Annotated in this window: 19 protein-coding genes; 6 read left to right on the top strand and 13 right to left on the bottom strand. The window is 58.4% G+C overall.

Annotated elements, in window-relative coordinates:
• Positions 1-53: 53 nt before the first annotated feature.
• Positions 54-1,355, top strand: a complete 1,302-nt coding sequence (locus tag JFT86_RS16350; RefSeq protein WP_201237463.1) for an MFS transporter — start codon at positions 54-56, stop codon at positions 1,353-1,355.
• A gap of 170 nt (positions 1,356-1,525) precedes the next feature.
• Here JFT86_RS16350 and JFT86_RS16345 read toward each other — a convergent pair whose 3' ends face one another.
• Entirely contained in the window at positions 1,526-2,989 is a 1,464-nt protein-coding gene (locus JFT86_RS16345) for a glyceraldehyde-3-phosphate dehydrogenase (protein WP_201237462.1), read from the bottom strand.
• 354 nt (positions 2,990-3,343) lie between these two features.
• Between JFT86_RS16345 and mfd the strand changes: the two genes are divergently transcribed.
• From mfd to JFT86_RS16330, 3 genes are read left to right on the top strand one after another with little or no spacing between them, the layout of a single operon-like run.
• Entirely contained in the window at positions 3,344-6,793 is a 3,450-nt protein-coding gene (mfd, locus tag JFT86_RS16340) for a transcription-repair coupling factor (RefSeq protein ID WP_201237461.1), read from the top strand.
• Positions 6,794-6,803: 10 nt separating this feature from the next.
• On the top strand, positions 6,804-7,370 hold the full coding sequence (locus JFT86_RS16335) for a CsiV family protein (protein WP_201237460.1): 567 nt from the start codon (positions 6,804-6,806) through the stop codon (positions 7,368-7,370).
• A gap of 11 nt (positions 7,371-7,381) precedes the next feature.
• Positions 7,382-10,072: a DEAD/DEAH box helicase gene (locus JFT86_RS16330; RefSeq protein ID WP_201237459.1), complete on the top strand. Its 2,691-nt coding sequence runs from the start codon at positions 7,382-7,384 to the stop codon at positions 10,070-10,072.
• 124 nt (positions 10,073-10,196) lie between these two features.
• Here the strand turns inward: JFT86_RS16330 and JFT86_RS16325 are convergent, their stop codons facing one another.
• From JFT86_RS16325 to JFT86_RS16315, 3 genes are all read right to left on the bottom strand, one after another.
• Complete coding sequence (locus JFT86_RS16325) at positions 10,197-10,934, bottom strand: S-methyl-5'-thioinosine phosphorylase (RefSeq protein WP_201237458.1); 738 nt, start codon at positions 10,932-10,934, stop codon at positions 10,197-10,199.
• Positions 10,935-10,946: 12 nt separating this feature from the next.
• Positions 10,947-11,957 carry a beta-N-acetylhexosaminidase gene (gene nagZ / locus JFT86_RS16320; RefSeq protein ID WP_201237457.1) on the bottom strand — a complete coding sequence of 337 codons (1,011 nt, stop codon included), beginning with the start codon at positions 11,955-11,957 and terminating at the stop codon, positions 10,947-10,949.
• 158 nt (positions 11,958-12,115) lie between these two features.
• The gene (locus tag JFT86_RS16315) at positions 12,116-12,823 is read right to left on the bottom strand and encodes a TetR/AcrR family transcriptional regulator (RefSeq protein WP_100847815.1); all 708 of its coding nucleotides are present in this window, start codon (positions 12,821-12,823) and stop codon (positions 12,116-12,118) included.
• Positions 12,824-13,052: 229 nt separating this feature from the next.
• Here JFT86_RS16315 and lexA point away from each other — a divergent pair, with 229 nt between their 5' ends.
• Together lexA and sulA are read left to right on the top strand one after the other, a co-directional pair.
• Positions 13,053-13,661: a transcriptional repressor LexA gene (gene lexA, locus JFT86_RS16310; protein ID WP_003226590.1), complete on the top strand. Its 609-nt coding sequence runs from the start codon at positions 13,053-13,055 to the stop codon at positions 13,659-13,661.
• Positions 13,662-13,671: 10 nt separating this feature from the next.
• A complete protein-coding gene (gene sulA / locus JFT86_RS16305) occupies positions 13,672-14,145 on the top strand; it encodes an SOS-induced cell division inhibitor SulA (protein WP_201237456.1) in 474 nt (157 codons plus the stop codon).
• Between the two features lie 96 nt (positions 14,146-14,241).
• Here the strand turns inward: sulA and JFT86_RS16300 are convergent, their stop codons facing one another.
• The 9 genes from JFT86_RS16300 to JFT86_RS16260 form a co-directional block, all read right to left on the bottom strand.
• The gene (locus tag JFT86_RS16300) at positions 14,242-14,475 is read right to left on the bottom strand and encodes a hypothetical protein (protein WP_008082203.1); all 234 of its coding nucleotides are present in this window, start codon (positions 14,473-14,475) and stop codon (positions 14,242-14,244) included.
• A gap of 106 nt (positions 14,476-14,581) precedes the next feature.
• Entirely contained in the window at positions 14,582-15,106 is a 525-nt protein-coding gene (locus JFT86_RS16295) for a DUF6586 family protein (RefSeq protein WP_201237455.1), read from the bottom strand.
• Between the two features lie 143 nt (positions 15,107-15,249).
• On the bottom strand, positions 15,250-17,883 hold the full coding sequence (topA, locus tag JFT86_RS16290) for a type I DNA topoisomerase (RefSeq protein WP_201237454.1): 2,634 nt from the start codon (positions 17,881-17,883) through the stop codon (positions 15,250-15,252).
• A gap of 114 nt (positions 17,884-17,997) precedes the next feature.
• Positions 17,998-18,234 carry a DUF1653 domain-containing protein gene (locus tag JFT86_RS16285; protein ID WP_007910467.1) on the bottom strand — a complete coding sequence of 79 codons (237 nt, stop codon included), beginning with the start codon at positions 18,232-18,234 and terminating at the stop codon, positions 17,998-18,000.
• 98 nt (positions 18,235-18,332) lie between these two features.
• Entirely contained in the window at positions 18,333-19,508 is a 1,176-nt protein-coding gene (fadA, locus tag JFT86_RS16280) for an acetyl-CoA C-acyltransferase FadA (protein ID WP_102356365.1), read from the bottom strand.
• A gap of 29 nt (positions 19,509-19,537) precedes the next feature.
• A complete protein-coding gene (fadB, locus tag JFT86_RS16275; RefSeq protein WP_201237453.1) occupies positions 19,538-21,685 on the bottom strand; it encodes a fatty acid oxidation complex subunit alpha FadB in 2,148 nt (715 codons plus the stop codon).
• 483 nt (positions 21,686-22,168) lie between these two features.
• Positions 22,169-22,864: a TrkA family potassium uptake protein gene (locus tag JFT86_RS16270; RefSeq protein WP_201233198.1), complete on the bottom strand. Its 696-nt coding sequence runs from the start codon at positions 22,862-22,864 to the stop codon at positions 22,169-22,171.
• Positions 22,854-24,182 carry a potassium transporter TrkG gene (locus JFT86_RS16265; protein ID WP_201238612.1) on the bottom strand — a complete coding sequence of 443 codons (1,329 nt, stop codon included), beginning with the start codon at positions 24,180-24,182 and terminating at the stop codon, positions 22,854-22,856. The genes JFT86_RS16270 and JFT86_RS16265 overlap by 11 nt, the downstream gene beginning before the upstream one ends.
• 344 nt (positions 24,183-24,526) lie before the next feature.
• Positions 24,527-24,964, bottom strand: coding sequence for a hypothetical protein (locus JFT86_RS16260; RefSeq protein WP_201237452.1), 438 nt, complete (start codon positions 24,962-24,964; stop codon positions 24,527-24,529).
• Between the last annotated feature and the right edge of the window lie 40 nt (positions 24,965-25,004).

The raw sequence follows: 25,004 nt of genomic DNA, 5'->3' as shown, positions 1-25,004 counted from the left end.
TCGCTCCCAACGGATGCTACGCGTTTATAAAATCCAATAATGAGTAACTGAACATGTCCACCACCACGGGCAAAGGCAAAGCGATCTTTCGCGTTGTCAGCGGCAACTTCCTCGAAATGTTCGACTTCATGGTCTACGGCTTTTACGCCACGGCCATCGCCAAGACCTTCTTCCCGGCCGACAGCGCCTTCGCTTCCCTGATGCTCTCGCTGGCGACCTTCGGCGCCGGGTTCCTGATGCGTCCGCTGGGGGCGATTTTCCTCGGTGCCTACATCGACCGTCACGGTCGTCGCCAGGGCCTGATCATCACGCTGGCCTTGATGGCTGCCGGTACGGTGCTGATTGCCTGCGTTCCGGGATACGCCACACTCGGCGTCGCCGCACCGCTGATCGTCCTGTTCGGTCGCCTGCTGCAAGGCTTTTCCGCCGGCGTCGAGCTGGGCGGTGTGTCTGTTTATCTGGCAGAAATCGCCACACCAGGCCGCAAAGGCTTTTTCGTCAGCTGGCAATCTGCGAGCCAACAAGCGGCGGTGGTCTTCGCCGGACTGCTGGGTGTTGGCCTCAACCATTGGCTGAGCCCGGAACAAATGGGCGATTGGGGCTGGCGCGTGCCGTTTTTAATCGGCTGCATGATCGTTCCAGTGATTTTCGTCATCCGTCGCTCACTGGAAGAAACCCCGGAATTCCAGGCGCGCAAGCATCGCCCTACCCTGCGGGAAATCGTCCGTTCGATCGGTCAGAACTTTGGCATCGTCATCGCCGGCATGGCGTTGGTGGTGATGACCACGGTTTCCTTCTATCTGATCACCGCGTACACCCCGACCTTCGGCAAGGCTGAACTGCACTTGTCGGACCTCGATGCGTTGCTGGTGACGGTGTGTATCGGCCTGTCGAACTTCTTCTGGCTACCGGTGATGGGCTCGGTTTCCGACAGGATCGGCCGCAAGCCCCTACTGTTGGCGGCGACGATTCTGGCGATTCTGACCGCTTATCCAGCACTGTCGTGGCTGGTGGCCAATCCGAGTTTTAGTCATCTGCTGATCGTCGAGCTGTGGTTGTCGTTCCTGTACGGCTCGTACAACGGCGCCATGGTCGTGGCGCTGACCGAAATCATGCCGGTGGAAGTGCGTACGACCGGTTTCTCGCTGGCCTACAGCCTCGCGACGGCGACCTTCGGCGGCTTTACGCCGGCGGCGTGTACTTATCTGATTCATGTGCTGGACAACAAGGCTGCGCCGGGGATCTGGCTCAGTGGCGCGGCGGTGCTGGGGTTGATTGCGACGCTGGTGCTGTTCCGTGGCAATAGACATGAGCTGCGCACTGCGCAAGCGGCTGTACCCGGCGGCGCCCGATAAACCGCCTTCGCGAGCAGGCTCACTCCTACATTGGATCTGTGTAGTTCACAAATCTCCATGTAGGAGTGAGCCTGCTCGCGATGAGGCCTAGACTGGCATCACAGCTCTAACTGACACACAAACAAAAACGCCCCGACCTAAGTCGGGGCGTTTTCATGTGCAGCTAAAGCTTAGCGCGGGAACGCTGGCGGGTTTACCCCGGCCATGTCTTCCATCACGCGGATAACCTGGCAGCTGTAACCGAACTCGTTGTCGTACCAGACGTACAGAACAACGCGGTTGTCCTGAACGATGGTCGCTTCAGCGTCGACCACACCGGCGTGGCGCGAGCCAACGAAGTCGGTCGAAACCACTTCCTGCGAATTGACGAAGTCGATTTGCTTGTGCAGATCGGAGTGCAGCGCCATGTAGCGCAGGTACTCGTTCATCTCTTCACGGGTGGCGGCTTTCTCAAGGTTGAGGTTGAGAATGGCCATCGACACGTTCGGCGTCGGAACACGGATCGCGTTACCGGTCAGCTTGCCAGCCAGCTCAGGCAGCGCCTTGGCAGCAGCAGTGGCAGCACCGGTCTCGGTGATAACCATGTTCAGCGCAGCGGAACGACCACGGCGATCGCCCTTGTGGAAGTTGTCGATCAGGTTCTGGTCGTTGGTGTACGAGTGAACGGTTTCGACGTGACCGTTGATGATGCCGAACTTGTCATTCACAGCTTTCAGCACCGGCACGATGGCGTTGGTGGTGCAGGAAGCGGCGGACACGATCTTGTCGTCAGCGGTGATTTCACCGTGGTTGATACCGTGAACGATGTTCTTCAGCTTGCCTTTGCCAGGCGCGGTCAGAACAACGCGGTCGATACCCGGGCACTGCAAATGCTGGCCCAGGCCATCAGCGTCACGCCATACACCGGTGTTGTCCACCAGCAGCGCGTCTTTGATGCCGTACTGGGTGTAATCCACCTCGGTCGGGTTCTTCGCGTAGATCACCTGGATCAGGTTACCGTTGGCGGTGATGGTGTTGTTTTCTTCGTCGATGGTAATGGTGCCGTTGAACGAACCGTGTACCGAATCGCGACGCAGCAGGCTGGCGCGTTTGGTCAGGTCGTTGTCGGCGCCTTTACGCACGACGATGGCACGCAGACGCAGACCGTCGCCACCACCGGTTTTCTCGATCAGGATGCGCGCCAGCAGACGGCCGATACGACCGAAACCGTACAGCACAACGTCAGTGCCTTTGCGGGCCGAAGCGTTTTGCTGGCCAACCACGTCAGCCATTTCTTCACGAACGAATTGCTCGGCGGTACGGCCATTGCCTTCGCTGCGGAATTTGAACGCCAACTTGCCCAGATCCACCGAAGCCGCGCCGAGCTTGAGCTCGCTCATGGCTTTGAGCAGTGGGAATGTTTCGTGGACGGAGAGTTCGCTGTCGTCGGCAGAACGATGGCGAGCAAAGCGATGAGCTTTGAGAATCGCGATGACAGACTGGTTGATCAGGCTGCGGCCATAGATCGAGCTCACCACGTTGTTATTGCGGTAGAGCTGACCGATAAGCGGAATCATCGCTTCTGCGAGTGCTTCACGGTCGATCCATTCACCAAGACACTGGTCGGGCTTCTGAGTCACGGGAACCTTCCACATGTAGGGGCAGAAAAAAGGGGCTACATTATGCCGCCGAGAACCTCTTGTAGCAATGCGCGCTTGTCGCGCAATCGGTAACAAAATTCCGGCACAAAAAATAACGCCCCTCTCCAGCCCAGTAAAACCGGGGCTTCCAGCGCAGTCAATTTTTCGACAACTGTTAGACGATGTCTGTAACCCTCCGTAACACCACCCTCTTTCGGCACTACATAACCGTTAAAAAAGTGCTCGTTTTTATGGTTACCACTACATTTTGCGCAAACAGCGAATATAGACACAGTCTGCAACTGACAGGCAGCACCGGACGCCGCTACAATTACCGACTTTGTCGCAACGCCTGGAGCTCAACCTTCCGTGCCTGTTCTGCGTCTACCGCTTCTCCCTGCCGCGGCAGGTAAACAGCACTGGGGCAACTTGCCCGGTGCCGCCCTGAGCCTGGCGATTGCCGAGGCTGCCAGCGCTGCCAAGCGCTTCACCCTGCTACTGACCGCCGACAGCCAGAGTGCCGAACGGCTGGAACAGGAGCTGAGTTTCTTCGCCCCGGATTTGCCCGTTCTGCATTTCCCCGACTGGGAAACCCTGCCGTACGACCTGTTCTCGCCGCACCAGGACATCATTTCCCAGCGCATCGCCAGCCTTTATAGACTGCCGGAGCTGGAACATGGCGTGCTGGTGGTGCCGATCACCACGGCGCTGCATCGACTGGCGCCGACCAAATTCCTGCTCGGCAGCAGTCTGGTGCTGGATGTCGGCCAGAAGCTCGACGTCGAACAGATGCGCTCGCGACTCGAAGCCAGTGGCTATCGCTACGTCGACACGGTGTATGAACACGGCGAATTCACCGTGCGCGGTGCGCTGATCGATCTGTTCCCGATGGGCAGCAAACTGCCGTATCGCATCGACCTGTTCGACGACGAAATCGAAACCCTGCGTACTTTCGATCCGGAAAATCAGCGCTCCATCGACAAGGTCGAATCGGTCAAGCTGTTGCCGGCCCGTGAGTTCCCGCTGCAAAAAGACGCGGTAACCCGCTTCAAGGCGCGTTTCCGCGAGCGCTTTGACGTCGACTTCCGCCGCTGCCCGATCTTTCAGGATTTGAGCAGCGGGATTACGCCGGCCGGCATCGAGTACTACCTGCCGCTGTTCTTCGACGAAACCTCGACCCTGTTCGATTACCTGCCCCAGGACACGCAAGTGTTCTCGCTGCCGGGTATCGAGCAGGCGGCGGAAAACTTCTGGAACGATGTGCGCAATCGTTATGAAGAGCGCCGCGTCGATCCATCGCGCCCTCTATTGCCACCGGCCGAATTGTTCCTGCCGGTGGAAGACTGCTTCGCCCGCCTGAAGAGCTGGCCGCGCGTGGTCGCCAGCCAGCAGGACGTGGAAACCGGCGTCGGTCGCGAACGCTTCCCGGCACAGGCGTTGCCGAATCTGGCGATTGAAGCCAAAGCCACGCAACCACTGGCGGCACTTTCTGCATTCCTCGACGAATTCCCCGGACGCGTGCTGTTCACCGCCGAATCTGCGGGGCGTCGCGAAGTGTTGCTGGAGCTGCTGGAACGCCTGAAGCTGCGACCGAAAACCGTCGACAGCTGGCCGGACTTCGTCGCGAGCAAGGATCGCCTGGCGATCACCATTGCCCCGCTCGATGAAGGCCTGATGCTGGATGACCCGGCACTGGCGCTGGTCGCGGAAAGCCCGCTGTTCGGGCAACGCGTGATGCAGCGTCGCCGTCGTGAAAAACGCGCTGACGGCAACAACGACGCGGTGATCAAGAACCTCACCGAGCTGCGCGAAGGTGCACCGGTAGTGCACATCGACCACGGTGTCGGCCGCTACCTGGGTCTGACGATTCTGGAAATCGACAGCCAGGCCGCCGAATTTCTCACCCTCGAATACGCCGAGAACGCCAAGCTCTACGTGCCGGTGGCCAACCTGCATTTGATCGCGCGCTACACCGGCAGCGACGATGCGCTGGCCCCACTGCACCGCCTCGGCTCCGAGACCTGGCAGAAAGCCAAGCGCAAAGCCGCTGAACAGGTACGTGACGTCGCCGCTGAACTGCTCGACATCTATGCCCGTCGTGCGGCGCGCGAAGGTTACGCGTTCGCCGACCCGAAAGCCGATTACGCAACGTTCAGTGCAGGTTTCCCGTTCGAAGAAACGCCGGATCAGCAATCGACCATCGAAGCCGTGCGCGCAGACATGCTCGCGCCGAAACCGATGGATCGACTGGTCTGCGGCGACGTCGGTTTCGGCAAGACCGAAGTGGCCATGCGCGCAGCGTTCATCGCCGTGCACGGCGGCCGTCAGGTGGCGATTCTGGTGCCGACCACCCTGCTCGCCCAGCAGCACTACAACAGCTTCCGCGACCGTTTCGCCGACTGGCCAGTGACCGTGGAAGTGATGAGCCGCTTCAAGTCGGCCAAGGAAGTGAATGCGGCGATCGCCGATCTGGCGGAAGGCAAGATCGACATCGTCATCGGCACCCACAAGCTGCTGTCCGATGACGTCAAAATCAAAAACCTCGGGCTGGTGATCATCGACGAAGAGCACCGTTTTGGTGTGCGTCAGAAAGAACAGCTCAAGGCCCTGCGCAGCGAAGTCGACATCCTTACGCTGACCGCCACGCCGATTCCGCGCACGCTGAACATGGCGGTGTCGGGCATGCGCGACCTGTCGATCATCGCCACGCCGCCAGCGCGCCGCTTGTCGGTGCGCACCTTCGTCATGGAGCAGAACAAGAGCACGGTCAAGGAAGCCCTGCTCCGTGAACTGCTGCGCGGCGGCCAGGTTTATTATCTGCACAACGATGTGAAGACCATCGAGAAATGCGCCGCCGACCTCGCCGAACTGGTGCCGGAAGCGCGGATCGGCATCGGCCACGGGCAGATGCGCGAGCGCGAACTCGAACAGGTGATGAGCGACTTCTACCACAAGCGCTTCAACGTGCTGATTGCCTCGACCATCATCGAGACCGGCATCGACGTGCCGAGCGCCAACACCATCATCATTGAGCGCGCCGACAAGTTCGGCCTGGCACAACTGCACCAGCTGCGCGGTCGCGTGGGTCGCAGCCACCACCAGGCTTACGCTTACCTGCTGACACCGCCGCGCCAGCAAATCACCTCGGACGCGGAAAAGCGTCTGGAGGCGATCGCCAACACTCAGGATCTCGGTGCCGGTTTCGTCCTTGCAACCAATGACCTGGAAATCCGTGGCGCCGGCGAATTGCTCGGCGACGGCCAGAGCGGGCAGATTCAAGCCGTGGGTTTCACGCTGTACATGGAAATGCTTGAACGTGCGGTGAAGTCGATCCGCAAGGGTGAGCAACCGAACCTTGATCAACCGCTCGGCGGCGGCCCGGAGGTCAACCTGCGGGTGCCGGCGCTGATTCCGGAAGATTATCTGCCGGATGTTCACGCCCGCCTGATCCTGTACAAGCGCATCGCCTCGGCCACCGACGAGGAAGGTTTGAAGGATCTGCAAGTCGAGATGATCGACCGATTCGGTCTGCTCCCCGAGCCGACGAAGAATCTGGTGCGCATCACGGCCTTGAAGTTGCAGGCTGAGCAGTTAGGCATCAAGAAGGTCGACGGCGGCCCGCAGGGTGGACGCATCGAGTTCGCCGCGCAGACGCCGGTCGACCCGATGACCCTGATCAAGCTGATCCAGAGCCAGCCAAAACGCTACAAATTCGAAGGCGCCACGATGTTCAAGTTCCAGGTGCCGATGGAGCGCCCGGAAGAGCGCTTTAATACTGTAGAGGCGCTGTTCGAGCGCCTCATCCCGAAAACTGCTTGAAGGACGCCGCATGCGCCTGTTTCGCTCACTGACTTTGCTACTGACTTTCGTAGCACCGATGGCGTTTGCCGATGACCTGTATCAGGTCGAAATGATTCTGGTGCGCCAGAACGCAGTTCCGGCCATTGTCAGCCGCGCTGCGCCGGAAGACTGGGCCGCCGGCGCCCAGCGCCTGGCCGATGACAGCCAGCGCACCCCGGCCCTGAACGATGTCGCCACCAAACTCACCGCCAGCGGCGAGTACAGCGTGTTGCTGCACAAGGCCTGGCAACAGACCCTTGGCGAGGCGCCGACCAAGGTTGCCGTCAGCGATGGCAAGGAACAGTTCGGTCAGTTTCCGATCGAGGGCACCCTGGAAATGAAACTCGGGCGCTTCACCGACGTGAACGCCGATTTCTGGGTCAACCAGATCGACGCCAACGGCATGGTCACCGCCAGCGAGCGCCTGAAGCAGGACAGCCACACCAAAAACGGTCAACTCAACTACCTCGATAACGGTCACCTGGCCCTGCTGATCAAGATCACTTCCCTGACGGCGCCCGCGCCACGGGAAGCGGCTGAAGCTATTCCGGACTGATCGAAGTCCTTATGTCCCCGCCCCTGAGTAAACCGTTGGCACCCTCCTGGGTCAGCCGATTCAAGGAACAGAGCCTGGAGCGTGGCCGCCGCTACGCCCTGGAAAACCGGGTACGCATCGCCCAGGTCGGCGATGCGACCATCACCGCCAGTTGCGAAGGCTCTGGCGGTAACGTTTACCGTCAGACCATTCACCTGCGCGAGTCAGCCAAAGGCACTTTGCTGCTGGTCGATGCTGCCTGCACCTGCCCGGTTCGCACCAACTGCAAACATTGCGCAGCGGTATTGCTGCAGATCCAGGAAACCCTCGACTACCCCGCCGCCGCCAAAGACGCCGAACTGCTGGAAAAACTCCAGGCCGTGCTGGAAAACCGCAACCCGAAAGCACCACCACAAGTGCGGGTGGAAAACGTCCAGCCGATGCCACGCCTGTGGCTGGCCAGCGTCGAATTCAGTGCCTTCGAGCCGCGCAACGGCAAGATGCAGCGCTACATTCAACATCGCGCAGCGCTGTCGTTCAGCTATCTGGACGAGTACGTCAGCGGGCAGAAGAACAGTGACATCCTGATTCGCCAGGAAACGCAGACACTGCGGATAAAACGCCACCCGGAAGTCGAACAGTCCTACCGCGAGCAGTTACGAATCCTCGGTTTCCGTATCGCCACCCGTCAGAGCAAGGCACTGCCGGAAAGCGCCGGCGAACTGTATGAGATGGTCAACGACAGCGCCTGGCTGACGTTCACCCTCAACGACCTGCCGAAGCTGCGCACCCAAGGCTGGGAATTGCAGATCGACGAGGAATTCGGCTTTGATCTGACGGCGGTGGATGACTGGTACGCCACGGTCGAACAGGCGCCGGAGCGCGATTGGTTTGATCTTGAGCTGGGCATCATCGTCAACGGTGAGCGCCTGAGTCTGCTGCCGATCCTGCTCAATCTGATGCGCTCACACGCGGAAATCCTCAACCCGGAACGCCTTGCGCGCCGTCGCGATGACGAGCTGATTCTGGTCAACATTCCGCAGCGCAACAGCGAGCACGGGCCGCTGCAAGTTGCCTTGCCGCTCGGGCGATTGAAGCCGGTATTGACCACCCTCGGTGAGTTCTATTTGCAGGAACCCGGCGAGACCAGTCTGCGCCTGAGCAGGGCCGACGCCACCCGTCTCAATTCGCTGGAGGGCCTTCCGCTGCTGTGGGAGGGCGGCGAGCAGATTCGCACGTTCGCTCAGCGGCTGCGTGACATTCGTGACTTCAGCACAGAAGCGCCAGAAGGCTTGAACGCGACGCTGCGCCCTTACCAGCTCGAAGGCTTGAGCTGGATGCAATCGTTGCGACAACTGGAAGTCGGCGGGATTCTCGCGGACGACATGGGCCTGGGTAAAACCCTACAGACTCTGGCGCATATTCTCAGCGAGAAAAACGCCGGACGACTTGATCGGCCATGCATGGTGGTGATGCCCACCAGCCTGATTCCGAACTGGCTCGATGAAGCGGCGCACTTCACACCGCAACTGAAAGTGGTCGCGCTGTACGGGGCCAGCCGCAAGAAGCATTTTGACAACCTGGCCGACTTCGACCTGATCCTCACCACCTATGCCCTGCTGCCCAAGGACGTCGAACGCCTGGCACAACAGCCACTGCACGTACTGGTGCTGGACGAAGCGCAATACATCAAGAATCCGAATAGCAAAGCGGCGCAAGCTGCCCGCGAATTGAATGCCCGCCAGCGCCTGTGCCTGAGCGGCACACCACTGGAAAACCACCTCGGTGAATTGTGGTCACTGTTCCACTTCCTGCTGCCCGGCTGGCTCGGTGACGTGAAAAGCTTCAACGCCGATTACCGTGTACCGATCGAAAAACGCGGCAGCGAAGTCAGACTTCAGCACCTCAATGGTCGGATAAAACCGTTCCTGCTGCGCCGCACCAAGGAACAGGTTGCGACTGAACTGCCGCCCAAGACAGAAATCATCCACTGGGTCGACCTCAACGAAGCCCAGCGCGACGTATACGAAACCATGCGCTTGGCGATGGACAAAAAAGTCCGCGACGAGATCACTCGCAAGGGCGTGGCGCGCAGTCAGATCATCATTCTCGAAGCCTTGCTGAAGCTGCGCCAGGTTTGCTGTGATTTGCGCCTGGTCAACGACGCCACCCTGCCCGCCCGGGGCAGCACGTCGGGCAAGCTCGATAGCCTGATGGAGATGCTTGAGGAATTGTTCGAGGAAGGTCGGCGGATTCTGCTGTTTTCGCAGTTCACGTCGATGCTGTCACTGATCGAAATCGAGCTGAAAAAACGCAATGTCGCCTATGCGCTGTTGACGGGCCAGACCCGTGATCGACGCACACCGGTGAAGGAATTCCAGAGCGGCACGCGTCAGATCTTTCTGATCAGCTTGAAGGCTGGCGGTGTCGGTTTGAACCTGACTGAAGCAGACACGGTGATTCACTACGACCCGTGGTGGAACCCGGCGACCGAGAATCAGGCGACGGACCGTGCGTATCGGATCGGCCAGGAGAAGCCGGTTTTCGTCTACAAGATGATTGCCCGGGGCACGGTGGAAGAGAAGATTCAGCATCTGCAGAAGGAGAAGTCCGACCTGGCGGCAGGCGTGCTGGACGGGCGCAAGGCTGGGGACTGGAAGCTGCAGAACGATGATATCGAAGCACTGTTTGCGCCGCTGCCGGATAAGCTCGACAAGCGCTGAGATCTGCTTGCCAGATAGATAGTGATCGCGAGCAGGCTCACTCCTACAATGATCCGTGGCAATCACAAATCCCCTGTAGGAGTGAGCCTGCTCGCGATGGGGTCGACTCGGTCTCAGGCAAGGATCAGCCCTTGAGCACCCGCGCCAACGTCGACTTCACTTTGCCCATCCCGTCATGCAACGCCTGCTCGATCTCGGCCATGGTGATCACTTCAGTGGTCTTGCCCGCTGCCGGATTCACCACCAGCGACAAACAGGCGTAGTCCAGTTCCAGTTCGCGAGCCAGCACAGCTTCCGGCATACCGGTCATGCCGACGATGTCGCAGCCATCTCGTTCCAGACGCACGATTTCGGCGACCGTCTCCAGGCGTGGTCCTTGTGTGCAGGCGTAAACGCCCTGATCGCTGAACTCACAACCTTCAGCGGCCAGCGCTGCAATCAACTGCTGACGCAATGGCTCGCTGTAGGGAAAGCTGAAGTCGATGTGCGTGACATGCTCCAGATCATCGGCGAAATAGGTGTGCTCGCGACCACTGGTGTAGTCGACGATCTGATGCGGCACACAAAAATGCCCGGTGCCCATGGCCGGGTGAATCCCGCCCACAGCGTTGACCGCGATAATCGCCTCGGCGCCTGCCTGCTTCAACGCCCAGAGGTTGGCGCGGTAGTTGACCTTGTGCGGCGGGAAGCGATGCGGATGGCCGTGACGGGCGAGGAACAGCACTTCCTTGCCGGCGTATTCACCAATCTGCACTTCGGCGGAGGGTGCGCCATAAGGCGTATCAACTGCCAGCGACTGACGAATGCTCAGGCCTTCGAGTTGAGTCAGGCCGGTGCCACCGATGATTGCGTAAACCGTCATAGCGAAAAATCCTTAGTCAATCAGTTGAGCATCTTTGAGCGCGCCAATGGCGGTCAGCCAGCGCGGATCCTGACGATAGTCGGTGCTGGCGAATGCCTGACCACGCATGCGGGCGATGCGTGCGGACGGCTTGACCTTCATCCGTTGCGCGGCGCTCAGCGCCAGTTCGGCGGCGGCGCGATCGTTGCACACCAGGCCCATGTCGCAACCGGCAGTCAGCGCTGCTTCGATGCGACTGGCGGCGTCGCCGACTACGTGAGCGCCAGCCATCGACAGGTCATCGCTGAAGATCACGCCGTCAAACTGCAACTCGCCACGCAGAATGTCCTGCAACCAGCGCCGGGAGAAGCCTGCCGGCTGCGAATCGACTTGCGGATAAATGACGTGAGCCGGCATGACGGCGGCCAGTTGCTTGCTGAGTCTGGCGAACGGCACGAGGTCGTTGGCGCGGATATCTTCAAGGCTGCGCTCGTCGTTGGGGATGGCGACGTGGGAGTCGGCCTCGGCCCAGCCATGACCCGGGAAATGCTTGCCGGTGGCAGCCATGCCCGCACTGTTCATGCCGCGAATGAACGCCCCGGCGAGCAGAGCGGCACGCTCGGGATCGCCTTCAAAGGAACGGGTGCCGACCACGGCGCTGCGCTGGTAATCGAGATCAAGCACAGGTGCGAAACTCAGATCGAGTCCGACTGCCAGCACTTCGGTGGCCATGATCCAGCCACATTGTTCGGCCAGATACTCGGCATTCGGATTGTCAGCAATAGCGCGCATGGCCGGCAAACGTACAAAACCCTGACGCAGACGCTGTACGCGCCCACCCTCTTGATCCACCGCGAGCAGCAGATCCGGACGAATTGCGCGAATCGCCGCGCTCAGCTCACGCACCTGGCGTGGGTGTTCGATGTTGCGGGCAAAAATGATCAGGCCGCCCACTTCGGGCTGACGCAAAAATTGGCGATCTTCGGCCGTCAGCCAGGTACCGGCGACGTCCACCATCAACGAGCCTTGCAGGCCAGCAGTCATAGAGATTCCTTGAAAACGAAAAACCCGATCCGCACGAAATCGCCACCGAGGGCGGTGCCCGGCAGATTGGCGATTTCATTGGATAACGGGTTCAAAACGAGAGTCGGCATGGGCGGCTAGCTTAGCGGATACCAGCTGCCGCGCCCACCCGTGCGCGGTTAAACCTTGGCGGCTACCGGCGTTGATTTACTGCGCGGACGCAGTTGCGCAGTCGCCATCGCCGCATCGGTAACACCGGTTTCGGCGCGCATGCCCGCAGCGAGGAACGGCACCATCAGGCGCATGACCTGCTCGATGGAGGTGTTGACGCCAAAATCGGTCTCGGCGATTGCGCGCAAGGCCTTGATGCCGGACATGCTGAACGCCGCGGCGCCCAGCATGAAGTGCACGCGCCAGAACAACTCGATCGGCGGAATGCGTGGCGCCGCTTCGTTGACCAGCAGCATGTAGCGGCGGAACACCTTGCCGTACATGTCTTCAAGATAACGACGCAAATGGCCTTGGCTCTGGCTGAACGCAAGACCGAGCAAACGCATGAAAATCGACAGGTCGTTACCACTGCGCGGCTGAACCACCAGCGCCTGCTCGACGAGAATTTCCAGCAGCTCTTCCAGTGTGGGTTTGTTTTCAGGCTTGGCCTGTCGACGTTCCAGCTCTTTATCGAGGCTGGTACAGAAAGGCCCGAGAAAGCGCGAGAACACGGCCTGAATCAGCGCTTTCTTGGAGCCGAAATGATAGTTGACTGCTGCCAAGTTGACGCCAGCCTTGCTGGTGATCAAACGCAATGAGGTTTCAGCGAAACCTTTCTCCGCGAACAACTGCTCGGCAGCATCAAGAATGCGTTCAACGGTTTCCGACTGGGCCATGGCTACTCCGCCTGACAAACACTTGTTTGAAACATACGTTTCAGCCTGTGCATTGTCAAGCCTGCCGGTTCGTTTTGGGAATGGTCGGTCAGCTATTTAACCACACAAGACCAACGCATTAATAAGGCAGCCCGTCGACCGTCCGGCGGCGTGCAAAAAAACGGGCATTGCCAAGACCGCTTCACTGTATATAATCCCAGTCACTGTATAAAAAGACAGAGCGATCATTATGCTAAAGCTGACGCCACGCCAAGCCGAGATTCTGGCCTTTATCAAACGTTGCCTCGAAGACAACGGCTACCCGCCAACCCGCGCGGAAATAGCTCAGGAACTGGGTTTCAAGTCGCCCAACGCGGCAGAAGAACACCTCAAGGCGCTGGCCCGCAAGGGTGCCATCGAAATGACCCCTGGCGCTTCGCGCGGCATTCGCATCCCGGGCTTTGAAGCCAAGGCCGACGACTCTACCCTGCCCATCATTGGCCGGGTCGCTGCCGGTGCACCGATTCTCGCCCAGCAGCACATCGAGGAATCCTGCAACATCAACCCAGCGTTCTTCCACCCTCGCGCCGACTACCTGCTGCGCGTACACGGCATGAGTATGAAGGACATCGGTATTTTTGACGGTGACTTGCTCGCTGTCCATACCACTCGCGAAGCACGTAATGGTCAGGTCGTTGTCGCCCGGATCGGCGATGAAGTGACCGTCAAACGCTTCAAGCGTGAAGGCAGCAAAGTCTGGCTGATTGCCGAAAACCCTGAGTTCGCCCCTATCGAAGTCGACCTGAAAGATCAGGAACTGGTGATCGAAGGCTTGAGTGTCGGCGTAATCCGCCGCTAAAGGAGGCTTTATGCAGTTCCCACACATACCTCAGCAAACACAACTGCCTTTATTCGAAGCGTTTCTGGCGCAACCGATGGCGCCGATCCTGAAAGAAGTGGTCGAACGCCCCTGGAATGCCGAACCCGAAGTATTCAGCGAGCTGTCATTGCGCGGTGCGGCCGGGAACTGCCTGAACCTGCTTGCTCCGATCCTTCGCGAATTGAGCGACGATCAGGACGCACGCTGGCTGACACTGATCGCACCACCTGCCAGCCTGACTCAAACGTGGTTGCGGGATGCCGGCCTTAACCGCGAACGCATTTTGCTGCTGCAACCGCGAGGCACTCAAAGTGCTCAGCAACTCGCTTGCGAAGCCTTGCGCCTGGGTCGCAGCCACACAGTGGTCACTTGGCTTAACCCGCTGAACACAAGTTCACGGCAACAACTGATCAGCGCTGCACGCACGGGCGACGCTCAAAGTCTGAACATTCGATTGGGTTGATTACAAGTTAAGCGCGCTGTGTGAAGCGCAGGGCTTCTCCAAGGACAGAGAAGCCGATCTGAAGCGGTATCGACAAGAACCTGAAGCAGCCGGGAATCAGTGAAGAACCCGCGGCCCCTCTTCTTTATCAAACTCACCCTCGATCATCCGACCTGCCATCTGCACGCCGACGCTCAACATTGCCTTGGCGATTTCCACGTGCTGGCCCTGCAGGAATGTCTTGGCATCCTCGGAGAAATCCAGAGTCACCAGAGAACCCTCGTCCTCAGCCCTGCGCAGTTCGATTCGGCCGTCGGGTAACTCGACAATTTCTAGAAAGGACGTTGGCATATAGGTCTGTTCTCCACGAAAGGCAGGGATTATATAGACATCATTCAGGCTTCGCTCGGGATCTTGACCAGCAGCATGTTTCAGATTGCCACCGCGTCAATCACCGTCAGCACTCGTTCAAACCTTCGCGAAAACGAATGGCCAGGCCTTTGAGATTCTGCCGCCAACTCTCCAGCTCTTCACGACTCAACTCCTGCGGCGCTTCTTCTTCATCCAGATTGACTGCCTGAATCAACGGCTGTGTCACATCGCCCTTGGGCTTGTGAGGCACCCTTGGTGGCTGGAACATCGCCGAGTGTGCCGCCAGCAGTTTTGCCAGCCAGGTTTCCGGATTGCCCGCCAACTCAACCATTTCAGCGAGCTCGGGAATCGCGATGGACTCCAGCACTTCGCGGGTCAGCAGCATTTCTGCCCGAGGCGCATTGGCCTGCGGCAGACGGTAAAACCCGGCGATCTCATGGCACAGCCCAAGCAATGCGCCGTATAGATGAAACAACGCCGATTCGCGCCCAGCCTGAATCAGCGCCAACGAATTCATCGCCCGCCCCTCTTCGGCGCGAGCAAGAGCTTCCAGCGACAGACCGGCGAAATAGATTTTTTGATTGGTGCGGGTATAGAGTTCGTGCGCCATGCCGGCAGTCTCCACAGCGAAATAATTGCGTCACACAGACCCGACAGTGTCATGGATCAGCCGATCCCACCGCAAGCACAAAACAAAAAGGCCGCATGCAAACCCGAAGGTTTCATGCGGCCTTTTCATTGAAGGACTAACGCTTACTCGGCCTTGGCCTTCGCACTGCGTTTGTCTTCAACGGTCCATTTGCCACCGTCGTAGTACGCCTTCCAGCCAGTAGGCTTACCGTCGACTTCGGTCTGCACGTACTGCTCCTTGGTCTTGCGGCTGTAGCGGATCACTGCTGGCAAACCATCAGGATCCTTCTGCGGCGCATCGCACAGGAAGTGATACTTCGGATCGATCTCATCCTTGTGCGGCAGAATCTCGATCACCAGCGGAGCACGAGTCTCGCGGTTTTTCGGGAACTGACTGGCCGCCAGGAACAGGCCGGACGCACCGTCACGCAGGATGTAGGTGTCGTTGACCTTTTCGCATTTCAGCTCAGGCATCTTCACCGGATCCATCTTCGGCGGCGCCGCATCACCGCTCTTCAGCAGTTTGCGGGTGTTTTTGCACGTCGGGTTGGTGCAACCGAAGAACTTGCCGAAACGGCCAGTCTTGAGCTGCATCTCGCTGCCGCACTTGTCGCACTCCAGGCTCGGACCTTCGTAGCCCTTGATGCGATAGCTGCCCTCTTCGATTTCGTAGCCGGCGCAATCCGGGTTGTTACCGCAGATGTGCAGCTTGCGCTTCTCGTCGAGCAGGTAAGCGTCCATCGCCGTGCTGCAGATCGGGCAGCGATGCTTGCCACGCAACACCAGCGATTCCGACTCACCCTCGTCGTCCGCAGCGATTTCGTCGCCCGGCACCAGGTTGACGGTGGCCTTGCAGCGCTCTTTCGGCGGCAGGCTGTAGCCCGAGCAACCGAGGAACACGCCGGTCGAAGCAGTACGGATCTGCATCGGACGACCGCAAGTGGTGCATGGAATATCGGTCATGACCGGCTGGTTGGCACGCATGCCGTTTTCCGGATTCTCGGCTACTTCGAGTTTCTTTTTGAAGTCGCCATAGAACTCGTCCAGCACGTTTTTCCAGTCACGCTCGCCCTGCGCCACATCATCGAGATTCTCTTCCATGCCGGCGGTGAAGCCGTAGTCCATGAGGTTCGAGAAGCTCTCCGACAGACGCTCGGTAACGATGTCGCCCATCTTTTCCGAGTAGAAACGGCGGTTGTGCAGGGTCACGTAGCCGCGATCCTGAATAGTCGAAATGATCGCTGCATAGGTCGAAGGACGACCGATACCGCGCTTTTCCATTTCCTTAACCAGGCTGGCTTCCGAGTAACGGGCCGGCGGTTTGGTGAAGTGCTGGGACGGATCAAGCTTGATCAGCTTCATCACGTCGCCCTGTGCCATGTCCGGCAGAACGTCGTCATCGCCTGGCTTGGCAATCTGCGGCATCACGCGAGTGTAACCGTCGAACTTGAGGATGCGGCCCTTGGCGCGCAGCTCGAAGTCGCCAGCACCTACGCTGACCGTCGTCGACAAGTATTGCGCCGGCAGCATCTGGCAAGCGAGGAATTGGCGCCAGATCAGCTCGTAAAGACGCTCGGCATCACGTTCCATGCCCGCCAGCTTGCTCGGAATGGTGTTGGCGTCGGACGGACGAATCGCTTCGTGAGCCTCTTGTGCGCCTTCCTTGCTGCTGTAGACGTTCGGCGTCTCCGGCAGGTACTTCTTGCCGAATTCATCTTCGATGTAAGCACGAGCCATCGTCACGGCATCGGCCGAGAGGTTGGTCGAGTCGGTACGCATATAAGTGATGTAGCCGGCTTCGTACAGCCGCTGGGCCATCATCATGGTTTTCTTCACGCCGAAGCCCAGGCGGTTACTCGCGGCCTGTTGCAACGTGGACGTGATGAACGGCGCCGATGGCTTGCTGCTGGTCGGCTTGTCTTCGCGCTTGACGATGCTGTAGCTGGAAGCCTTGAGCTTCTCCAGCGCGGCCATGGCCTGAGCTTCGTTCAGCGGCTTGAAGGCTTCGCCTTTCTCGCGAGCGACTTCGAAACGTACGGTCGAGCCTTTGGTGGTGCCGAGATCGGCATGCACTTCCCAGTATTCTTCCGGGTTGAACGCGCGAATCTCGCGCTCACGCTCGACCACCAGTTTCACGGCAACCGATTGCACGCGACCGGCGGACAGGCCACGGGCGATCTTCGCCCACAGCAGCGGCGAAACCATGTAACCCACAACGCGGTCGAGGAAGCGACGCGCCTGCTGAGCGTTGACACGATCGATGTCCAGTTCGCCCGGCTGGGAGAACGCTTCCTGAATCGCCTTCTTGGTGATTTCGTTAAACACGACGCGCTTGTAGCGGCTGTCATCACCACCGATGGCTTCGCGCAGGTGCCAGGCAATGGCTTCCCCCTCGCGATCCAAGTCGGTTGCGAGATAGATGGTGTCAGCATCTTTGGCGAGCCGGCGCAGCTCTTCGATGACTTTCTCTTTGCCCGGGAGGATCTCGTACTTGGCTTTCCAGCCATGATCGGGATCGACACCCATACGCGAGACAAGCTGCTTGCGCGCTTTCTCTTTCGGCGAGAGCACCGGACCTTCGCCCGCAGCAGCCTTGCCGCGCTTGGCGGCTGGCTCTTTGCTGGCGCTAGCCGAACCGCTGGTGGGCAGGTCTCGGATATGGCCGATACTCGACTTCACCACGTATTGGTTACCCAGATACTTGTTGATGGTCTTGGCCTTAGCCGGGGATTCCACAATGACCAGCGATTTGCCCATGGATCAGAAAATTCCTGAATTCTAGAAGTGAAAGGCGGTTGGCGCCTGACGCGGCACCGCTATATATAGTTGATACAAGGTGAGGTCAAGCACAGGGTTCTCTGCGCACTTGCCTCATGCCTTGGAAAAAAGGCTCGGTTCGGCTTGCACCAAAGCAAAGCGTGGCACTTGCTCGCCGTCAACCTCGACCGACTCGAGAAACATGCTCAGAGGACGCACCCAAAAGCCGTAATCGCCATACAGGGCTTGGTAAAAGACCACTTCTTCTTCGGTCTCGGAATGCCGCGCAACACTGAATACGCGGTACTGCGGACCTTTGTAATGCTGGTAGAGCCCTGGTTGTATCGGCATGCTTTGGCCCTCACTCAAATTTTTTCAAAATAAAAACAAAATAAATCCACAAAAACAAAAACCGGGGCACTTGGCCCCGGCTTCCATCGACGAGACGCTTAAACGCGTTCGAAGACGGTGGAGATGCCTTGGCCGAGACCAATGCACATAGTGGCCACCCCGAAGGTGCCGCTATTCTGCTTCATCACGTTCAGCAAAGTGCCGGAAATACGGGCACCGGAGCAACCGAACGGGTGACCCAGGGCGATCGCGCCGCCGTGCAGGTTAACCTTCTCGTTCATCTTGTCGAGAACTTTCAGATCTTTCAGCACTGGCAGGGCCTGTGCAGCGAAAGCTTCGTTGAGCTCGAAGAAGTCGATATCGTTGATACCCAGACCCGCACGCTTCAGCGCTTTCTGCGTGGCCGGAACTGGACCATAGCCCATGATCGCCGGATCCACACCCGCCACTGCCATCGAACGGATCACTGCCATTGGCTGGATACCCAGATCCTGAGCACGCTGCGCCGACATCACGATCATGCACGAAGCACCATCGGTAATCTGCGACGAAGTACCGGCAGTCACGGTGCCGCCCTTTGGATTGAAGGCAGGCTTGAGGGCCGCCAGACTTTCCAGGGTGGTTTCCGGACGAATGGTTTCGTCGTAGTCGAACAGTTTCAGGAAACCGTTTTCGTCGTAGCCCTGCATCGGGATGATTTCGTCTTTGAACTTGCCTTCCACAGTTGCCTTGTGGGCCAACTGGTGGGAGCGCACGCCGAAAGCGTCCTGTTGTTCGCGAGTGATGCCGTGCATTTTGCCCAGCATTTCAGCGGTCAGGCCCATCATGCCCGAGGCTTTCGCCGCGTACAGCGACATGTGCGGGTTCGGATCGACACCGTGCATCATGCTCACGTGGCCCATATGCTCGACGCCGCCAACGACGAAGACGTCACCGTTACCGGTCATGATTGCTTGTGCAGCAGTGTGCAAAGCGCTCATCGACGAGCCGCACAGACGGCTGACAGTCTGGCCAGCCGAGGTGTGCGGGATCTGGGTCATCAGCGACGCCATGCGCGCGATGTTCCAGCCCTGCTCCAGGGTCTGGTTGACGCAGCCCCAGATCACGTCCTCGACTTCGGCAGGATCGACCTTGCTGTTGCGTTCCAGCAATTTGCTGATCAGGTGCGCCGACATGTCTTCAGCGCGGGTGTTGCGGTGCATGCCGCCCTTGGAGCGGCCCATCGGAGTACGACCGAAGTCGACAATCACGACGTCTCTAGGATTCAAGCTCATAAGTTCACTCTCACTCTAGTTGGGGGCGCTTAACCGAAGAAGCTCTGGCCGTTTTTGGCCATTTCGCGCAGCTTCGCGGTCGGGTGGTACAGCGCGCCCAAATCAGCGTACTGGTCAGCCAGGGCAACGAACTCGGCAACACCGATCGAATCGATGTAGCGCAGTGCACCGCCACGGAATGGAGGGAAACCGATACCGTAGACCAGACCCATGTCGGCTTCGGCGGCAGTTTCAACGATGCCGTCTTCCAGGCAACGCACGGTTTCCAGGCACAAAGGGATCATCATCCAGTTGATGATGTCTTCGTCGGTGACTTCGCGCTGCTCGTAAACGATCGGCTTGAGCACTTCCAGCACCGACGGATCGGCGACCTTCTTCTGCTTGCCTTTCTTGTCGGCCTCGTAGGCATAGAAGCCCTTGCCGTTCTTCTGGCCCAGACGCTTGGCTTCGTAAAGCACGTCGATGGCCGAGCGTCGGTCATCCTTCATGCGATCCGGGAAGCCTTCAGCCATCACGTCACGACCGTGGTGTCCGGTGTCGATGCCGACCACGTCCATCAGGTACGCCGGGCCCATTGGCCAGCCGAATTTTTCCATGACTTTGTCGATACGGACGAAGTCGACACCAGCGCTGACCAGTTTGGCGAAACCGCCGAAGTACGGGAACAGCACGCGGTTGACCAGGAAGCCCGGGCAGTCGTTGACGACGATCGGGTTCTTGCCCATTTTCTTGGCGTAGGCAACGGTGGTGGCAACAGCGAGTTCGCTGGACTTCTCGCCACGGATCACTTCCACCAGCGGCATCATGTGCACCGGGTTGAAGAAGTGCATGCCGACGAAGTTCTCCGGGCGCTTGAGGGCCTTGGCCAGCAAGCTGATGGAAATGGTCGAGGTGTTGGACGCGAGAATAGTGTCCTCTTTGACCTTGTCTTCGACTTCAGCCAGTACGGCTTGCTTGACCTTCGGGTTCTCGACCACAGCTTCGACAACCAGATCGACGTGACCGAAATCACCGTAGGACAGGGTCGGACGAATGCCGTTGAGCACTTCAGCCATTTTCGCAGCGGTCATACGACCTTTATCAACGCGGCCAACCAGCAGTTTGGCGGCTTCTGCCAGACCTTGCTCGATGCCGTGCTCGTTGATGTCCTTCATCAGGATCGGCGTACCTTTGGAAGCCGACTGATAAGCGATACCGCCACCCATGATGCCGGCGCCCAGTACAGCGGCCTGCTTCACGTCTTTGGCGATTTCGTCGTAGGCCTTGGCCTTTTTCTTCAGCTCCTGATCGTTCAGGAACAGACCGATCAAGCTCTGCGCGGCAGAGGTCTTGGCCAGTTTGACGAAACCTGCAGCTTCAATTTCCAGCGCCTTGTCACGACCGAAGTTCGCGGCTTTCTGGATGGTCTTGATCGCTTCAACCGGCGCCGGGTAGTTCGGGCCAGCCTGCCCTGCCACGAAACCTTTGGCGGTTTCGAAAGCCATCATTTGTTCAATGGCGTTCAGCTTGAGCTTTTCCAGCTTCGGCTGACGCTTGGCCTTGTAGTCGAACTCGCCGGAAATGGCGCGCTTGATCAGCTCAAGGGCAGCTTCCTGCAGTTTCTCTGGAGCAACCACGGCGTCGACGGCGCTGACTTTCAGAGCGTCTTCAGGGCGGTTTTCCTTGCCGGCGGCAATCCATTCGATGGCGTTGTCGACACCGATCAGACGCGGCAGACGTACAGTACCGCCGAAGCCTGGGTAGATGCCCAGCTTGACTTCCGGCAGACCGATCTTGGCCTTGGTCGACATGACGCGATAGTCAGCCGCCAGGCACATTTCCAGACCGCCACCGAGCGCGATACCGTTGATCGCGGCTACCGTCGGAACGTTGAGGTCTTCGAAATCGCTGAAGATCTTGTTGGCTTCGAGATTGCCAGCAACCAACTCGGCATCCGGCAGCTTGAAGTTGTCGACAAATTCGGTGATGTCGGCGCCGACGATGAACACGTCCTTGCCACTGCTGACGATCACGCCCTTGATCGAAGCATCTGCCTTGATGGTGTCTACGGCCTGACGCAGTTCGTTCAGGGTTAGACGGTTGAACTTGTTGACGGACTCACCCTTGAGGTCGAATTTCAATTCGACGATGCCACTTTCAAGAGCTTTAACCGTGATGGCTTTACCTTCGTAAATCATCAACTGATCTCCACGATATGGAAGCTGAACAGTACACGTCGGACGCAGGCGAATGGCTTGGCAGGACGCTTTTTCGTCGATGCTGACGCCAATCCACCCGGCACACCCGCCAACGCGATAGTCGGGATTCTGTAGGAGCGGTCTGTAAGACAAACGCTCAATTCATACGCCCGTTTGATTTGGGTACGTCACCTTCACGGAATTTCCGACAATTGTCAATCGCCCAAAATACGGGTTGAAATGCGACTTTGCGGTCATTTCCGTACCACGAAGACCCGCAACACGCGTCTGCATGTGAGGCCATTCATAGAATCAATAGTTAGAAAATTCGCCCTAATTCGCAACGAGCCCTGTTTAAAAGGCTACGCTGACGGGACGATAGGTAATTGCGCTACCCGTGTGAAGCCGGGTCAGCGGCAAAAGAGTTTCCGGCCTGCCTGGCCAACCCCGCCCGATGACCATGTCGGGCTTTTTACTTTCGGCTCAAGTCGAATGACCTGCAAACTTCTGGATCAGATGGGTCGGACCGGAAACGATTAGCAGATCGCCCGGCAAGATCAGAGTGCTGGGGGTGGCGTGCTGGAAATCCAGACTGGCGCGCTTCAACCCTACGATCGTCACACCAAATCTTTCCCGGATATCACTGTCGGCCAAGGTGTTGTTTTGGCTCGCCAGGGGCGCGTGAATCTTGGCAATGGCAAAGCCGTCATCGAACTCGATGAAGTCGATCATCCGCCCGGTAATGAGGTGAGCCACACGTTCCCCCATATCCTTCTCAGGGTAGACAACGTGATGGGCGCCAATCCGCTGGGCTATCTGACCATGCTCGGTCGTCCTGGCCTTGACCCAGATATCCCCGATACCCAACTCCGTCAGCGTCATGATGGTCAGCAAGCTAGCTGACAGATCTGTTCCTATCCCCACAATGGCGTGAGCAAAATCGGCTACACCCAATTGGCGCAAGACCATCAGGTTGGTGGAGTCCGCCTGGACAGCATGAGTCAAGAGATCGGCCCACTCATGGACTGGCGCGGCATCCTGGTCGATGCCCATCACATCGTGACCGAGCCGCATCAGCGATTGAGCCACGGAGCCACCGAAACGACCAAGGCCGATCACTACCACGCTATCGCCCTTGGAAAAGGAGAACTGCTCGGTAAAAAGAAATTTAGCCAACAATAGGATGTTCCTCTGGGTAGCGGTAAGGCATCCGGCGTTCGCCCAGAGCCAGTGACGCCGCGAGCGTAATAGTGCCGACCCGCCCGACATACATCAGTAGCGTGAGCATGAGTTGAGCTGACGCGGGGAGATCAGCGGTAATGCCAGTGGACAAGCCGACCGTGCCAAACGCTGAGATGACTTCGAATATGACCTGATCTGTGGGCAGGTCTGTTTCACGCATGATAAATAGCGTCGCCAGCACGATCATGGCGCTGCCTAGCACAAGCACTGTAATCACTTGGCGCTGGGCCGGGGCACCGATTCGACGACCAAATGCGTCGCTGTCGCTGTGTCCACGAATTTCCGCGATCACCAGTAAAACCAGAATGGCTACAGTGCCGACTTTTACACCACCTGCGGTGCCCGCACTGCCACCCCCGATGAACATCAGGAGATAGTGAATTGCCCAGCTTTCATGAGTTAACGCGCCGATATCAATAGAGTTGAATCCGGCTGTACGCGCAGAAACGGAAGCAAATGCCGCCGAGAGAACTTTATCGATCACTGGCATCGGACCAAGGGTAGCCGGGTTAAACCACTCAAACAGTAGCAGCGTTAAAAACCCGACTAGAAGCAGGACTGCCGTTCCGACCAAGGTGAGCTTGGTATGCAGCGACCAGCGACGAGGTTCACTGAATCTGCTGCGCAAGTCATACAAGACGGGAAAGCCAATGCCGCCAATAATGATCGCAGCCATGATTGGCAACAGGATCCCGGCATCGAACGCGTAACGCGTCAGGCTGTCGGAATAAATGGAGAAACCCGCATTATTGAATGCTGATACCGCATGAAACAGGCCGCTCCACGCCGCACTGGCCCATGGCAGATCATAAGTCAGGTGCAACCTGAGGGTGAGCCACAGGGTGAGGATGAGTTCCAAGGCGAATGTCACCACCAGGACCAGCCTGGCAACGCTGGCGATGTCGCCCAACCCCAACGAGCGTGACTCCAATTGTGCGACCATTTTGGTGCGCAGACGCAAGCCTCGGTTGACCATCAAGCCGAGCAAGGTCGCCACCGTCATAATGCCGAAGCCGCCGATCTGGAACAGCAGCAGGATCACTGACTGGCCGAAGGTCGACCAGTAAGTACCGGTGTCCACCACTACCAACCCAGTAACGCAGACAGCCGAAACGGCGGTAAAAAAGGCCGTTACCCAAGAGGAGGAAATACCCTCGGCCTGGGACATCGGCAGCATCAAGATAGCGGTACCGACCAGTATCACAGCCAGGAAAACCAGGGAGACAACCCTGGCAGGATGAAGCAGCAATTTCATTTGGTAGCAGATCTCATGTAGTGACATGGGAATCTAAAGCACCTGAAAAACGTGAGGGCTTCAAATCTTGACGGTGGCCATGATCAATGCTGCCGTGACCGGTTCGATGAGGCATATCGTCGTTCACCACATCAACCCTTCGACGCTCCTGTCTTGCAAAGCTGTCCTATTCTCGAAAAAATTGCGATATCTAATTGAGACCCTCGCCCTTCTCATATTGGGTCGAGCTGCGAGGATCGACGAAAATTCAACCATCCGCAGACGTCGCGACTGCGCCTCCGGCATTTTTTTACTGCTCGTATGCCGGACGTTTCGCACCGTTACAGTGCGAAAACGTGCGCAAGTCACGCCAGCGCTTTCAGTGTCGCGTCGATATCCTGCAAAACCGTTGCTTCGCCTTTCTCGCCCCAATACAAGGCAATCATCTGTTTATCCGCCTCGACCTTGTAGACGTTACCCGGCAACTTTTCGAAATGATTAAGCAGCGCCTGATCCTCGCAGATTTCCTGCCATTGATTGACCCAAACGCCCGGCGATTTCTGCCAATACGTCCAGCACGCCGGCTGACTGCCACGGCGCGGACGATGGTACTGCGCGCAGGGGTTTGGCGGCTCTTGCGACAGCCAGTGCGGCCACTCCTGAGGTGCCAGTTGCATGGCCAGCCCCATGCGCCGCGCCTCCATGCGCAGACCGATGCGTCCGCTCTGCGCGCGCGATGGACGCAACCACGCCAGCGGGCTCAATACCACCAGCAGGATTGACACCACTATCCAGACCGTCATATCTGTACTCCCGAATCTTTATGAGCCCATTGCGTCACTT

The organism is Pseudomonas sp. TH06 (genome assembly GCF_016651305.1).
Lineage (GTDB): Bacteria > Pseudomonadota > Gammaproteobacteria > Pseudomonadales > Pseudomonadaceae > Aquipseudomonas.
Note: the sequence above shows the minus strand (reverse complement) of the source record. Positions and strands in the feature narration are given on the sequence as shown.

Bases quoted from the DNA above. Each gene is read 5' to 3' on its own strand.
- JFT86_RS16350 (WP_201237463.1), top strand. From the start codon at position 54: ATGTCCACCACCACGGGCAAAGGCAAAGCGATCTTTCGCGTTGTCAGC.
- JFT86_RS16345 (WP_201237462.1), bottom strand. From the start codon at position 2,989: ATGTGGAAGGTTCCCGTGACTCAGAAGCCCGACCAGTGTCTTGGTGAA.
- JFT86_RS16335 (WP_201237460.1), top strand. From the start codon at position 6,804: ATGCGCCTGTTTCGCTCACTGACTTTGCTACTGACTTTCGTAGCACCG.
- JFT86_RS16330 (WP_201237459.1), top strand. From the start codon at position 7,382: ATGTCCCCGCCCCTGAGTAAACCGTTGGCACCCTCCTGGGTCAGCCGA.
- JFT86_RS16325 (WP_201237458.1), bottom strand. From the start codon at position 10,934: ATGACGGTTTACGCAATCATCGGTGGCACCGGCCTGACTCAACTCGAA.
- nagZ (WP_201237457.1), bottom strand. From the start codon at position 11,957: ATGACTGCTGGCCTGCAAGGCTCGTTGATGGTGGACGTCGCCGGTACC.
- JFT86_RS16315 (WP_100847815.1), bottom strand. From the start codon at position 12,823: ATGGCCCAGTCGGAAACCGTTGAACGCATTCTTGATGCTGCCGAGCAG.
- lexA (WP_003226590.1), top strand. From the start codon at position 13,053: ATGCTAAAGCTGACGCCACGCCAAGCCGAGATTCTGGCCTTTATCAAA.
- sulA (WP_201237456.1), top strand. From the start codon at position 13,672: ATGCAGTTCCCACACATACCTCAGCAAACACAACTGCCTTTATTCGAA.
- JFT86_RS16300 (WP_008082203.1), bottom strand. From the start codon at position 14,475: ATGCCAACGTCCTTTCTAGAAATTGTCGAGTTACCCGACGGCCGAATC.
- JFT86_RS16295 (WP_201237455.1), bottom strand. From the start codon at position 15,106: ATGGCGCACGAACTCTATACCCGCACCAATCAAAAAATCTATTTCGCC.
- topA (WP_201237454.1), bottom strand. From the start codon at position 17,883: ATGGGCAAATCGCTGGTCATTGTGGAATCCCCGGCTAAGGCCAAGACC.
- JFT86_RS16285 (WP_007910467.1), bottom strand. From the start codon at position 18,234: ATGCCGATACAACCAGGGCTCTACCAGCATTACAAAGGTCCGCAGTAC.
- fadA (WP_102356365.1), bottom strand. From the start codon at position 19,508: ATGAGCTTGAATCCTAGAGACGTCGTGATTGTCGACTTCGGTCGTACT.
- fadB (WP_201237453.1), bottom strand. From the start codon at position 21,685: ATGATTTACGAAGGTAAAGCCATCACGGTTAAAGCTCTTGAAAGTGGC.
- JFT86_RS16265 (WP_201238612.1), bottom strand. From the start codon at position 24,182: ATGAAATTGCTGCTTCATCCTGCCAGGGTTGTCTCCCTGGTTTTCCTG.
- JFT86_RS16260 (WP_201237452.1), bottom strand. From the start codon at position 24,964: ATGACGGTCTGGATAGTGGTGTCAATCCTGCTGGTGGTATTGAGCCCG.